The sequence below is a fragment of the Aeromonas sp. SE22 genome (assembly GCF_038739755.1).
Taxonomy (GTDB): domain Bacteria; phylum Pseudomonadota; class Gammaproteobacteria; order Enterobacterales; family Aeromonadaceae; genus Aeromonas; species Aeromonas jandaei.
Genome location: NZ_JBCGFD010000011.1, coordinates 97,968 through 111,401, shown reverse-complemented (window position 1 = coordinate 111,401; position 13,434 = coordinate 97,968). Strand labels below are relative to the sequence as shown.

The 13,434-nt window shown below is 55.9% G+C and carries 14 protein-coding genes; 3 read left to right on the top strand and 11 right to left on the bottom strand.

The annotated features are described in order from the left end of the window. Positions 1 to 13 precede the first annotated feature (13 nt). From cysD to cysC, 3 genes are all read left to right on the top strand, one after another. Positions 14 to 946, top strand: a complete 933-nt coding sequence (gene cysD / locus AAHA39_RS16125; RefSeq protein WP_342690027.1) for a sulfate adenylyltransferase subunit CysD — start codon at positions 14 to 16, stop codon at positions 944 to 946. A gap of 12 nt (positions 947 to 958) precedes the next feature. After that, positions 959 to 2,386, top strand: a complete 1,428-nt coding sequence (gene cysN, locus AAHA39_RS16120) for a sulfate adenylyltransferase subunit CysN (protein WP_320656140.1) — start codon at positions 959 to 961, stop codon at positions 2,384 to 2,386. A gap of 255 nt (positions 2,387 to 2,641) precedes the next feature. Then, positions 2,642 to 3,232, top strand: coding sequence for an adenylyl-sulfate kinase (gene cysC, locus AAHA39_RS16115; protein WP_320656141.1), 591 nt, complete (start codon positions 2,642 to 2,644; stop codon positions 3,230 to 3,232). Between the two features lie 403 nt (positions 3,233 to 3,635). Here the strand turns inward: cysC and AAHA39_RS16110 are convergent, their stop codons facing one another. The 11 genes from AAHA39_RS16110 to AAHA39_RS16060 all read right to left on the bottom strand — a co-directional run bounded on the left by AAHA39_RS16110 (position 3,636) and on the right by AAHA39_RS16060 (position 13,434). After that, positions 3,636 to 4,529 carry a hypothetical protein gene (locus AAHA39_RS16110; protein ID WP_342690026.1) on the bottom strand — a complete coding sequence of 298 codons (894 nt, stop codon included), beginning with the start codon at positions 4,527 to 4,529 and terminating at the stop codon, positions 3,636 to 3,638. A gap of 10 nt (positions 4,530 to 4,539) precedes the next feature. Next, the gene (locus AAHA39_RS16105; protein ID WP_320656477.1) at positions 4,540 to 5,001 is read right to left on the bottom strand and encodes a macro domain-containing protein; all 462 of its coding nucleotides are present in this window, start codon (positions 4,999 to 5,001) and stop codon (positions 4,540 to 4,542) included. Positions 5,002 to 5,390: 389 nt separating this feature from the next. Then, the gene (locus AAHA39_RS16100) at positions 5,391 to 6,062 is read right to left on the bottom strand and encodes a hypothetical protein (RefSeq protein ID WP_320656478.1); all 672 of its coding nucleotides are present in this window, start codon (positions 6,060 to 6,062) and stop codon (positions 5,391 to 5,393) included. Positions 6,063 to 6,611: 549 nt separating this feature from the next. Next, entirely contained in the window at positions 6,612 to 8,240 is a 1,629-nt protein-coding gene (locus tag AAHA39_RS16095; RefSeq protein ID WP_201967731.1) for a methyl-accepting chemotaxis protein, read from the bottom strand. A gap of 270 nt (positions 8,241 to 8,510) precedes the next feature. Then, a complete protein-coding gene (locus AAHA39_RS16090; RefSeq protein WP_104016389.1) occupies positions 8,511 to 9,383 on the bottom strand; it encodes a TIGR03899 family protein in 873 nt (290 codons plus the stop codon). A gap of 104 nt (positions 9,384 to 9,487) precedes the next feature. Then, a complete protein-coding gene (locus AAHA39_RS16085) occupies positions 9,488 to 9,967 on the bottom strand; it encodes a DUF3299 domain-containing protein (protein WP_124241686.1) in 480 nt (159 codons plus the stop codon). A gap of 31 nt (positions 9,968 to 9,998) precedes the next feature. Next, positions 9,999 to 11,246: an ABC transporter permease gene (locus AAHA39_RS16080; protein WP_320656479.1), complete on the bottom strand. Its 1,248-nt coding sequence runs from the start codon at positions 11,244 to 11,246 to the stop codon at positions 9,999 to 10,001. After that, positions 11,240 to 11,929, bottom strand: coding sequence for an ABC transporter ATP-binding protein (locus tag AAHA39_RS16075; protein WP_320656480.1), 690 nt, complete (start codon positions 11,927 to 11,929; stop codon positions 11,240 to 11,242). Before AAHA39_RS16075 ends, AAHA39_RS16080 begins: the two co-directional genes overlap by 7 nt. A gap of 4 nt (positions 11,930 to 11,933) precedes the next feature. Continuing rightward, positions 11,934 to 12,518, bottom strand: coding sequence for a DUF2796 domain-containing protein (locus AAHA39_RS16070; RefSeq protein WP_320656481.1), 585 nt, complete (start codon positions 12,516 to 12,518; stop codon positions 11,934 to 11,936). Between the two features lie 30 nt (positions 12,519 to 12,548). Continuing rightward, positions 12,549 to 12,848: a DUF2607 family protein gene (locus AAHA39_RS16065; protein WP_043849910.1), complete on the bottom strand. Its 300-nt coding sequence runs from the start codon at positions 12,846 to 12,848 to the stop codon at positions 12,549 to 12,551. A 43-nt stretch (positions 12,849 to 12,891) separates the two neighbouring features. Continuing rightward, the gene (locus tag AAHA39_RS16060) at positions 12,892 to 13,434 is read right to left on the bottom strand and encodes a YtfJ family protein (RefSeq protein WP_041210236.1); all 543 of its coding nucleotides are present in this window, start codon (positions 13,432 to 13,434) and stop codon (positions 12,892 to 12,894) included.

The window sequence follows — 13,434 nt, the reverse complement described above, 5'->3', positions numbered from 1 at the left end:
CCCGAGCAGGCGCATAAGCAATGACCCGAGGACCAACATGGATCGTGAAAGATTGACCCACTTGCAGCAGCTGGAAGCCGAGAGCATCCACATCATCCGCGAGGTGGCTGCCGAATTTGAAAACCCGGTGATGATGTACTCCATCGGCAAGGACTCCTCCGTCATGCTGCATCTGGCCCGCAAGGCCTTCTATCCGGGCAAGATCCCGTTCCCCTTGCTCCACGTCGACACCGACTGGAAGTTCAAGGAGATGATCAAATTCCGCGACGAGACTGCCAAAAAGTACGGGCTGGATCTGATCGTTCACAAGAACCCGGATGGGCTCGCCATGGGCATCAACCCCTTCGTCCACGGTAGTGGCAAGCACACCGACATCATGAAGACCGAGGGGCTCAAGCAGGCGCTCAACAAATACGGCTTCGACGCCGCCTTCGGTGGCGCCCGTCGCGATGAGGAGAAGTCCCGCGCCAAGGAGCGGGTCTACTCCTTCCGCGACAAGTCCCACCGCTGGGATCCGAAGAACCAGCGCCCCGAGCTGTGGCGGGTCTACAACAGCCAGGTCAACAAGGGGGAGAGCATCCGGGTGTTCCCGCTCTCCAACTGGACCGAGCTGGATATCTGGCAATACATCTACCTCGAGAACATCGACATAGTGCCGCTCTACTTCGCGGCCCATCGCCCGGTGGTGGAGCGCAACGGCATCAAGATCATGGTGGATGACGATCGCATGCCGCTCACCGCCGAGGATGAGGTGAAGCAGGAGCTGGTGCGCTTCCGCACTCTCGGCTGCTACCCGTTGACCGGAGCCATCGAATCCGCTGCCACCACCTTGCCGGAAATTATTGAAGAGATGCTGCTCACCACCTCGAGCGAGCGGCAAGGGCGGCTGATTGACCACGATCAGGCCGGCTCCATGGAGCAGAAGAAGCGTCAGGGATATTTCTAAGGAGTCGTCAGCATGAACAGCCATATTCAGACCGCCATCACCGAACAGGGCATCGAAGCCTATCTGCACGCCCAGCAGCACAAGAGTCTGCTGCGTTTTCTCACCTGCGGCAGCGTGGATGACGGCAAGAGCACCCTTATCGGCCGCCTGCTGCACGACTCCCAGCAGATCTATGAAGATCAGCTCAAAGCGCTGGAGTCCGACAGCCAGAAGCTGGGCACCACCGGCGAGAAGCTGGACCTGGCGCTCTTGGTAGACGGCCTGCAAGCGGAGCGCGAGCAGGGCATCACCATCGACGTGGCCTACCGCTATTTCTCCACCGCCAAGCGCAAATTTATCATCTCGGATACCCCGGGCCACGAGCAGTACACCCGCAACATGGCCACCGGCGCCTCCACCTGCGATCTCGCCATCATATTGATCGATGCCCGCAAAGGCGTGCTGGATCAGACCCGCCGCCACAGCTTTATCGCCAGCCTGCTCGGCATCAAGCAGTTCGTGGTGGCGGTCAACAAGATGGATCTGGTGGAGTTCAGTCAGGAGGTGTTCGAGCGCATCAGTACCGATTACCGCGAGTTTGCCAAAAAGCTCAGCGTCGACACCATCCATATCGTGCCGGTCTCGGCGCTGGACGGCGATAACGTGGTCAACCAGAGCGACAAACTGGCCTGGTATCAAGGGGAAACCCTGCTCTCCCTGCTTGAAACCGCCGAGGTAGAGCGCGAGCTGGAGCGCCATCCGGTGCGCCTGCCGGTGCAGTATGTAAATCGCCCCAACCTTGATTTTCGTGGCTTCGCGGGCACGCTCGCCTCCGGCATTCTGCGGGTGGGCGACAAGCTGGCGGTGTTGCCGTCGGGCAAGGAGAGCACGGTGGCCCGCATCGTCACCTTCGACGGCGATCTGGAGTACGCCCTGCCGGGTCAGGCTATAACGGTCACCTTCGCCGACGAGATCGACATCAGCCGCGGCGACCTGCTGGTGGATGCCGCCAACCGTCCGCAAGTGACCCAGAACCTGCTGGCCCATATCGTCTGGATGGGGGAGGAGTCCCTGCAACCGGGCCGGGTCTACGACGTCAAGCTGGCCACCAAGAAGAGTCGCGGTCAGGTGGAGGCCATCCACCACCGCATCGAGATCAACAAGCTCGACGAGCTGCCCGCCAGCGAACTCAAGCTCAACGAGATCGGCCTGTGCGAGCTGAGCCTGACCGACCCGGTGGCATTCGACCCGTATCAGGAGATCCGCGATACCGGCAGCTTTATCCTGATCGACCGGCTGAGCAACGTCACCGTCGGCGCCGGCATGATAGTGGAAGGCTTGGCGGCCAAAGCGGTAAAAGGGCACTACAGCGAGTTTGAAATCGAGCTCAATGCGCTGGTGCGCAAGCACTTCCCGCACTGGCAGGCGCTGACCATCGGCAACGACAGCGACAAGTCATAGCGCCTGGTGCCTCTCCCAAGGGAGAGGCAAATATTCCCTCTCCCTCTGGGAGAGGGTTAGGGTGAGGGGCCTGATCCCGCCGAGGAAAAGAGGGGGCAGGGAGTATCCCCTCTCCCTTGGGAGAGGGCAGGATGATAAGCGTCCCCCATTATCCCCACTCCTCTTGCCGTTGAGGGCAAAGAGGGGGCTGGGAGTGTTCCCTCTCCCTTTGGGAGAGGGTGAGGGGCGGGAGTGCGCCGAAAAGAAGGAGTCAGGATGAATAACGTTGTGTGGCACTCGCATGCGGTGAACAAGGCCAGCCGGGCCGAGGCCAAGGGGCAGCGACCGCTGGTGATCTGGTTTACCGGGTTGTCGGGGGCGGGCAAATCGACTCTGGCGGGGGCGCTGGAGCAGGCGCTGACCGCCGAGGGCAAGCACACTTATCTGCTCGATGGCGATAATGTGCGCCACGGCCTGTGCGGCGATCTTGGTTTCGACGATGCCGCGCGGCAGGAGAATATCCGCCGGGTTGGCGAAGTGGCAAAACTGATGGTGGATGCGGGCCTTATCGTGCTTACCGCCTTTATCTCGCCATTTCGTGCCGAGCGCGAGCTGGTGCGCACTCTCCTGGGTGAAGGGGAGTTTGTCGAGGTGTTTGTCGATGCGCCGCTCGCCGTCTGCGAAGAGCGCGACCCCAAGGGGCTCTACAAAAAGGCGCGGGCGGGGGAGATCACGAATTTTACCGGTATCGACTCTGCCTATGAGGCGCCCGAGCAGCCGGAAATCCATCTGCTTAACGCCGGCAAACCGGTCGCTGCGCTGGTGGATGAGCTGCTGACCGCCCTGCGGCAGGGGAACTACCTGTAGCTGGATCGGAAGAACCTATAACAAGCGCCCGGTAGCCCTTAAGCTGGCCATCACAGGCGCTGCTGGGCTGGCGGCAGCCACTATAAGCAAAAGTTGGGTCATAATCGGAAAACCCATAAATCCAACTTATAGTGGCACCGGCAAGTTTTGAGCCGCCCCAAGGCGGTCGATAGCAACCCCGCAAGGGGTTCTTCCGATCCCTGCTTATATCGCGGCGGGGTTATTCGCGATTGTCCGAATACGCTGCGCTATTCGAACCTACGGGCTTCACCGAGCATTGATAGCAGAGGGAGCGTTTGCCCCCTTGTTTATTTCCTGCCAATATTCTCCATTGCTAGCAGTAGCGTAATGGTTAAATAAGTCGTGCAACTTTTCGTTGTGAGTGGGAATTATAAAATGATATTTAAAAGTAGGTTGGCCAATTAATTTTACTTGATTTTTCACATAGAACATTCATTGCCATGTTTACGTGATTACACCCCCCCAAACGAGCATCCTTGATAAGTTGTAGTAAATTGTTAGCTATTAAGTTTTTCGGCGTTTTAGTTCGAAGATCTTCCAGTTTTAATTTCGATGTTTTTTGGTAGTCATATCCATATCTAGATAAAAATGCCATCAGTACAAAATGAAAACCATGCAAAACGAACCATTTATTACAGTTTTGACTTTTTGATATTGTGGAAAAATAATCACAAACCTTTTTGTATTTATTGATATTCCAGCTCTGAAATTCAGAAAAACTAACCACACCTTTTTCAGTTATTAAAGAATCCGCCATGAGTAATAATTGATCTTTGAAAAAGTGGTCAACAGCATGTTCACTGTCATAGTTTCTTCCATCAAAAATTGACGCATCACAAAAAACATTCTGCATAGTCTTGAGATATTTTACAAAATAGAGGTCATCTATATCAGATAATGTCCCATCTAAATAAATAAGTTCTTTTTCAACTTTTCTACACCAAGCAAAAAAAACAAGATATCTGTAACAAAATGATTGAAGATAATATTTGTCGTTGATTTTTTCTTTGGGTTTAAATGACAACCAGTCTTTACTACAGTTTATTGAAAAATTCCATAGTCTATGATTCAGCGATTCTGCTGAGTCGATTAATGGCACCTTATATTTTGATATGGCCTCTTTGATTTTCTTTTTTTGTTCATATTTATGTTCTGTTCGAATTTTAAAATGATGAAAATGTTTATCCCAAATAGGTTTGGTTAGTCCTTTTAAAAGGAAAATGAAAAGTGTTACCGTACCTGAAACTACAGCTGCTATTAGTTTGGGGTCTGACATTTTAAATATGTTACTCTGGTTTGTAAATAACTAAAGTGTGATTTTGATTAACCAATGACTTATTGATGATTTCTTTAATTAAATCCCAATCACCACCACCTAAACCTGCACCGATTTTTGGATATGCGATGCTAAAACCATTAAAGTCGTGACTTATTTTTTCAAAAACTTTCCGGATGGCGTCATAACTAACATGAATTTTTCTCGCATCTTGATAATCATATTGAGTGTATGCATTTACCAGATAGAAACTAACGTCTCCTCTCATTATTTTAACTACCGAATAATTGCCAAGTTTTTCTATATCGGCTCTCCTTGTTAGGCAGTCTACAGCAAAGGCTTCAGGAAAAATAGATTTGATTCTCTTAGCTATCCCGCCGTCCATCACGCCAAAACAATTGCATCCATGAACAATAACGTCAAATCTTCCGTTGAGAGCTAGCTCAAGTAAATCACCATTTATAACATCCATATGTGGTTCCTTTACATGGGAATTTGTGGCATTTATTAATTGGACAATAGCATATCATACTGTTTGATTTGACAGGTCAAGAAATCTAGATGATTGCTATTTTGATTGGCACGTAAACTTGCTATTTTTCATCTGGAAGATCTATTGCACCTGAATTTCATCTCGTATATGTGGTTAAAATGCTAGGCAGGTGCTGAACGCAGATAAGCTCAATATTTACCACGAAACGTATCTGCACATTTTTTTAGCGATCGACCAAGTCCATGATTATTTCGCTCTGGTTGCGGTGCTCATGCTCGTCTGTTGGGCTTCGCTACGATCTGAGCCAACCTACAACAACCACGTGACCGCCCCTTAGTATTAAAATTTTAGATGCAACAATGTGGGAATTACGAGTTTCTTGGGAAGTCGTCTGGATCAAAATATGGGTCATTCTCCAAACCCATTTCAATATTAATCTTCTCTCTAAATACTACTGCCTCCCAGTGACTAAGAAGGGATTGTGCCGATTTGAGCTCATTTTCAAAATCATCTAAAGATATACCTACACGGTCAGAGCTCTTTTGCTTATTGAACGCGACTTTTCTAGATATGCCAAAGCGAAATAGGTCTCCCGAAGGGTCAATTTCATGATATGCAGTAATAATATTGTTTGTCATTTCAAGGCGAGCATCATCATTAAGCTTGTAACCATTGCCGATGAGCCAATCTTTACAAGCTAACCATATCGTTTCAAGACTATGGCTATTAAGAGGCGCAGTATCAAAGGTTTTGTCAAAATTATTTATTGAATGCATTAATGCTTTTAAATGTAGTTCAATAACTTGTCTCGATATGTGAGCAACTGGAGCAATCCAGTTTTCAATCTCTGAAACACGGTATTTTTCAATTAATGCATCAGCGGCCATGCCAAAGTCAATAGCAAGTTCAGAATACCCACATGAAGCATTATGGTTTTCAACGTAAAAAATTGATTTATGGTTTTTTCCATATTCTGAAGATGGACCTTTCCATATTTCATAGTGAAATCTAGGGTCACTATAAGTTTTGCTTTTGGACATTAAATGGCTCTTGCTGAAAATGGTCTCGTATGTTGGACTAAAAAATCGTAGGTTGGTACTGAACGAAGTGAAGCCCAATGTTTACTTCGAAACGTATCTGCGAATTTGTGTTGCCGATCGGGAAAATACATGTTTATCCCGCTCTGTTTGAGGTGATCATGCTCGTCTGTTGAGCCTCGATACGCTCTGCGCCAACCTGAAAAAAACCACGCTACCGCCCCTGAATTTCAGCTTCCAGTCTGCTGCTTGTTACCTGCGTTTTGGCACTGGTTTGGCTCATGGCTGACTCCGACAAGGGGTTGCCAAGCGACTATGTTACCGAACGGGGCTGGGGTGAAAAGCGCAAGCGGGCCATTTCCTGAGCAAGATCAACAAATTAATCAATAACGGGTGGCGATGCGTTCGTACCAGAACCGCCGCCCATCAGCGCAGGGGGAAATCGGAAGGGGAAATCGGGAGTGTCGCCCTTTTGTTGGCGGGCATTAAAAAACCACATGGGCCCAAGGGCCCATGTGGTTTTTCTGCGCTGATTGCTTGTCTGTATCTGGCTTAGCGAACCGGCACCACGCGGGCGGCTGGCATCTCGTAGCGGCTCTGGGTTGCCGGAGCTCCTTTCTGGAACTGGCGTACCAGACGGTTGAGGTCGCTCAGCTGGGTCACCAGCTGGGTGATGCCGTGGACGGCGTGCTGGCTGCCGACACTGGAGTCATCGGCCAGGGTCTTGATACTGAGCACGTTGCGGTTGATCTCGGCGGTGACGTGGGATTGCTCTTGTACTGCGTGGGCAATCTGGCTGCTGCCGGAGGCGACCTGCTGCAGCATGCTGTTGATTTGCTGCAGGATGGCGCCGGTGGCCGATGCCTTCTGCTGGCAGCTGTCCGCCAGCAGACAGCCCTTCTCCATCGCCTGCTCTGCTTCGCCGGAGCTGTTTTGCAGTTCGGTGATCATCTTCTGGATTTCGCTGGTAGAGGATTGGGTCTTGATGGCGAGCGAGCGGATCTCGTCGGCAACCACCGAGAAACCACGACCCGCTTCACCGGCCCGGGCGGCTTCGATGGCGGCATTGAGGGCCAGCAGGTTGGTCTGGTTGGCGATGTTGTTGATGACATCGAGGATGCCGTCGATATCGCGGCAGTGGCCGACCAGTGCGCTGATAACCGTTCTGGAGGTGGTCAGTTCGCTGTTCATGCCAGCGACGGCGGCGACGGTTTCGGTGACGCTGCTGTTGCCGCTTTTGAACAGATCGGCGGTCTCGTCCAGCAGGCTGGAGGAGTCGGTCGAACTCTGCGAAACCTCGCGAATGGACTCGGACATCTCGGTGATGGCGGTCGCCACCTGATTGGTCTCTGCCTGTTGCTGCTGCAGGTTTTCGGTGATGGATTCGGCGTTGCGCAGATCCCCCTCGGCGGCTTGCAGGATCCGGCTGCAGGTCTGCTGGGTGCGGGCCAGCACGGCGTTGAACTCGGCCTGATTCATCACCATCGAGAGCTCGATGGCGGCGATGTTGTCCACCTTGTTGGTGTAGAGCAGCTGCATCAGCGGGTTGTCGAAGCGGCTGCGGGCCATCTTGTTGAGCTTGCCGAGGCGACGGGAGAGGGCGTTGAGGGTGATGGCGGCCAAGGCCAGCGGAATGGCGGCCAGTGCCAGTTGCCAGCCCAGCGGGTTGGTGAACGAGAGGCTGAGAATGGCAACCAGGCTCAGCAGCAGGCAGAGGTTGATGGCCAGAGTGTGGGAGAAGGTCGGCATGCGCAGTTGCAGCGGCAGCTTGTTGTTGCGCAGGTCGGCATAGACCTTCTCGGCCCGCTGCTTGATCTCTTCACTCGGCGCGGTGCGCACTGACTGGTACTCGACGACGCGGCCATTGGCATCCTTGATGGGGGTGACAAAGGCGCTGACCCAGTAGTGGTCACCATTTTTGCAGCGGTTCTTCACCGGCCCCATCCAGACTTTGCCCTCTTTGATATGGCTCCACAGATCGCCAAAGGCCTGTTTTGGCATGTCCGGATGGCGCACCAGATTGTGATGTTCGCCCACCAGCTCATCCAGCTGGAAGCCGGCAATCTCGCAGAACTCTTCGTTGGCGTAAGTGATACGACTCTCCAGATCTGTGGTGGAGATGAGGCTCTGGTGTTCCGGATAGAGACGTTCGCGTTGGGTAACCGGTTGATTGACTCTCATGGCGTTGCTCCCGAACAGTGGTGGTTGAATTTTGATCTACATCAAGAGTGTGTGCAAAGGATGGGCCATGTTCCGTTTTTAATGATTTTTATGTCATTAAAGGGCTGGCGAGCGTGGTAGCGGGGATTTTGTTTTGCAAGTTGCAAAAAATGGGGGCGGTGAGGGGGGAGCGATCTGCATTTTGCACTTCATTTTGACGATGAGAGCAATACAGATCGCCCTATTCGCAATAAGGGAGGGCTTGCCTCCCCGGGGTATTTGGGAACGGATTCAGGGATGGCTTGCGGGAGTGGGCTCGGTGGTGGAGGGGGGCGGCTCGCTCGGTTGTTGCTGCACCTCTATCTGCATCCCCTGCACCAGCACTGTTTTCAGATCCTGCAGGTACTCATCCAGCGGCGCATCGGTGAGCAGCTGGGCCAGCTCGTTGCCCACCGGGGTGAGCCGGTAGTAGAGCAGGGTGATGTTGTTCTGCTTGCGCTGCAGCCGCCAGCGCTGGTTGCCAAACTCCAGCTCGACGCCGTCGGCTGGCAGCGGGCCGGACTCCAGCTCGCCCTTGTGCAGCAGACCCAGCTCGAACAGCTGCAGCAGGGCGCTGTAGGGGAGGCGATATTTGCCGAGCCCCAGCCGGGTTGCCTTGGCGCGGCTCAGCAGGCTGGCGCCCTTGTGCAGCCCCAGCAGCAGGCGCTGCTCGTCGCTGCCCGCATAGTGGCAGGTGAGGGAGCAGATGCGCTGGAACAGCTGGGCTTCGCGCTGGGTCATCTCCTTCAGGGTGGAGAGCGCCCGAATGGAGAAGCGACCCGGGGTGGCGATCTCCAGCGCGAAGATCCGCCCCCACAGCTGCTGCATCGGCACCATGCTGATATCTTCGGCCAGTTGCAGGAAGCGGGTCAGCCAGTCGCTGTCCATCTCGCCGCCAGCGGCGGTCTCTTCGCAGTGACGGGAGGCCATCACCATGATAGCTTCCAGATTGCGCTGGCGGGCGGCCTGATCCGCCAGATGGCGAAAGGTGGCGCGCTGTTCGAAGGTGCTGTCGGTGTTGCGGGTGAGCATGCCGTCGATGCCGCGGCTGCGTGCCAGACGCAGAGTCTGCTCCTGACTGCTCAGGATCGAACTCTCTTTCTTGGGGGGGGGCAGATCGGCCATGCTGACTCCATTCGCACAGGTGCAGGAGGTGAATGTTACTCCAAGCCAAGTTTGAAGATAACAAAGCGGCCTCCGTGGAGGCCGCTTTTTTTGCAAAGGGAGGATTACTCCTCGTAAACGCTCACCTCCACCGCATCCATGGCGTAGGAGGCGGTGGCCATTTCGTGGCTGGAGCTGATGGTGCGCATCTTGCCCTTGACCCAGATGGCGTCCCACAGGTCATCCACCGGCGCTCCCTTGGGGTAGCTCACATAGACCACCTGATTGGTGGGCGGGGGCGGGACGTGGATACAGGCGCCAAAGTAGGGCACCAGCAGGAAGGCGGTGATCTTCTTGGCATCCCCCTCCAGCGGTACCACGAAGCCCGGCAGCCGTACATTCTGCTCATTCAGCTTCTTGTTCACGCCACCCACAGGTTGCGGCACCGAGGCAAAATTGCCGTCATGGTTGATCGGCGGGGGCGGCTGGATCTTCTCCCCCTGCGGGATGAGCACGTCCCAGTCGATGGTCTTGTAATCGTCTGCGGCCATGGCGGGCAGAGCCAGCAGGCTGGCGAGCAGCGCCACTATTTTCCACTTCATCATCTGTCCTTCTGTTTCTCTTTTGGGCGTCTCGCTAGACGCGAATACTCATGCCATCGCTCAGGCTGTAGCGGTAAGCGCGGGCGGCGGGGAGCAGGCCGATCACCATGCCCGCCAGCCACACCAGCCCAAGCAGCTGCCACTCGTAAGCGCTCGGCAGTCCCAGACTCAGTTGCAGGCCATAGTGGCTGAGCAGCCAGGGGGTAGCAAGCCCCTGCCCGAGGTAGAGCACCGCCACCCCGAACGCGATGCCAACCGTGGTCAGCGCCATCGCCTCCAGCGCCAGCAGCAGGAACAGGTGAGCAGGGCCGGCACCGAGGGAGCGCAATATGGCGAGCTCGCGGCGCCGTTCGTTAAGCCCGGCCAGCAAGGTGGTCAGCATGCCGATCAGGCCCGCCACCACCACAAAACCGGCGATGACCGACAGAGCGGTTTCTGCCACGCTCATCAGGCTCCACAGCTCCTGCAGGGCGGCGCCCGGCAGGATCGCCATCAGCGGCTCTCTGAGATAGGTGTTGATGGTGCGTTGCAGCTGGAACGCCAGAATCCGGTTGCTCAACCCCACCATAAAGGCGGTGATGGTTTTCGGGGTGAGATCCTGCGCCAGCGCCTGCTCCGGCGTCACGTTCTTGCTGTGGCGACCGGTATCCCACCCGAGATGGATCGCCTCGATCCCCGCCAGCGGCACATGGATGGTGCGATCGATGGGCGTGCCGGTCGGCGCAAGAATGCCCACCACCTTGAATGGCAGGTTGTCGTGCTGGCTGAACGAGGTGTTGCCGGCGCCGTGGGCGATGACGATGGACTGGCCAAGGTGATAGCCGAGCTTCTCGGCCACCTGGGCGCCGAGTACCGCTTCGAACGGCGTATCGAATGGTCGCCCCTCGCGCAGTTGCAGCGACTGCTGCTGGCCGTACTTCAGGTGGGTGAAGTAGTCGCCGTTGGTGCCGAGCACCCGAAATCCCTTGTGGGAGTCACCGAGGGAGAGCGGGATGGTCCAGGCGATGCCGGGGCGCTGCTTGATGGCCTGATAGGAGTCCCAGCCCACGTTGTTGGTGGGGTTGCCGATGCGAAACACCGAGTAGAGCAGCAGATTCACCTGACCGGAGCGGGCGCCGACGATGAGATCGGTGCCCGAGACGGTATTGGCAAAACTGTCGCGCGCCTGATTGCGCACCCGCTCCACCCCGAGCAGCAGGGTGACGCTGATGGCGATGGCCAGCAGGGTAAGCCCGGCGGTGAGGCGGCGGGCCCAGAGACTTTGCAGGGCGAGAGTCAGCATGATGCCCTCCGGTTGAGCTGTTGCAGGTTCTCCACCCGCGGGAAGAGGGGTTCGAGGTAAGGGTCGTGGCTGACGAAGATGAGGGTCGAACCCTGCTTGTTGCACTCCTCGAACAGCAGCTTGATAAAGGCGGCCCGGTTGTCGGTGTCGAGGGCCGAGGTGGGCTCGTCGGCAATCACCAGCGGTGGCGAGCCAATGAGAGCACGTGCCGCCGCGACCCGCTGCTGCTGGCCGATGCTGAGGGCGTGCACGGGACGATGCAGCGCTTCGTCCGGCAGTTGCAGCTCCGCCAGCAGGCGGCGCGCCTCCTGTTGTGGCGAGGCTTGCAGCCGGCTGCGCTTCTCGGGGGAGAAGGTGAGCGCAGCGGTGACGTTATCCAGCACCGAGAGAAACGGCAGCAGGTTGAACTGCTGGAAGATGTAACCGAGATTGGCCGCCCGGAAGTGGTCACGGGCGCGACCAGAGAGCTGGGCCAGTGGCTGGCCCAGCACCTCCAGGGTGCCGTGGTTGGCGGTCTGGATCCCGGCCAGCAGGCCGAGCAGCGTCGATTTGCCGGAGCCCGACGGCCCCTTGATAAAGACCCGCTCGCCCTTTGCAATGGTCAGGGTGGGCAGGTCGAGTACAACCTCGTGACCCGGCCAGGCAAAGGCCAGATCGCGGATCTCAACCACGGCGTTTTTCATGGCGTTACCAGCTCAGCTTGTTGGCGGACGGGGTCAGTTCGGCTGCGGTCTGGCCGGTGGGCAGGATCCCCTGCACGCTCAGCTTCTCAAGGCTTGGATAGACGCTGAACAGGGTCGCTTCAAGACCGGTGAGTTTGGCCGGGGTGGCGCAGGTGTAGGTATACATGGCGCCCATATCGGCGTGACCCGCTTCGTCATGATCATGGTGGTGCTCATGCTCGCCGCTGGCAGCCTTGTCATGGTCATGGTCATGGTCATGGTCGTGATCTTCTTTGGCGGCCTGCAGCTCCTGCTGAGTCAGCTTGCAGCCGGCGGCCGGGTCGAAGCGGAACAGGGTGTCAGGCTGCTGGAGGCGGGTGATGGCCTTGGCGTATTGCGCCTTATCTTCATCGCTCTTGGCTGCGTGCTCAAAGCCCACCAGATCGGCGGCGGGGGCTTGCAGCTCGATCATCAGCTGGTCGCCATCGACCACCAGATTGAGATGGCCGTGGCCGTGTTCGTGGGCACCGTGGCTGTGACTTTCGTGTTCATCGTGATTGGCGTGCGCGGCAAAGGTGGCTACCGCCAGCAACAGGGTAACTGCTTTCATCTTGAATCCTTTTAATAACAAAAATAGAACTTAAACAAAGGGATAGATAAAAGCGGAGAGCGGTGGCGCACGGATTGCGTAGCTGTGGGGCGGGGTGGCATCTGCCGAGTGTTGCATGAGTGCAACAACAGGCGTGTCGGCTGTTTTATCAGCGTAGCAATATGGGGCAGGGGTGATCGCCTGTTTGCCATCCAGATGGAGGGCGCAAACCAGGCAGTGGTGGTTGTCGTGACCGGGCAGGGCGGAGTCAAGCTGATGCCGGGCGAGCAGGGGTTGCAGCAACAACCAGCCCAGCAGCAGGATCCAGATTTTCAGCTTGATACGACCCATAGACCCTTATGGAAAGGGCGCCATCAGCGCCCTTTCACTCTGATTAGAGATGGGACTTGATGAGCCCCATCACGGTTGCGATGTTGTTGGCATCGAGCTGGCCATCTTTGGCAAACAGCACCTTGCCCTCTTTATCCAGCAGGATGATGGCTGAACTCTCCGGCGCCAGATCCCAGGCGTTGCGCGCCATGCCCTTGGCATCCAGCACCAGTGCGGACCAGGGGAACTCTTTCTTGGTATCTTCAGCGCTGCTCTTCACAAAGCCGGAGGTACCCCAGATGGCGTCATTGCTGTTGATGATGGTGACGGTCTGGTACTTGTCATGGGGCAGATGAGCCGCCTTGATCGCCTCGATCATCGGTGCATTCAGCTCTTTGGCACTGGTGCGACCGGCGATGTGCTGGATCAGGAAGACCTTGCCGGTGAGCGCCTTGCTCTGCCACGGCTGGTAGCTGATCTCCTTGCCGCTGAGTACCAGCTCACCCTTGTCGCTGATATTGACCAGCGGAACCGGGTTCGCTTCCTTGATGTTGCTGGCGAAGGCGAGGCAGGGCAGCAGCGCCAAAGTAAGTACGAGATGTTTCAT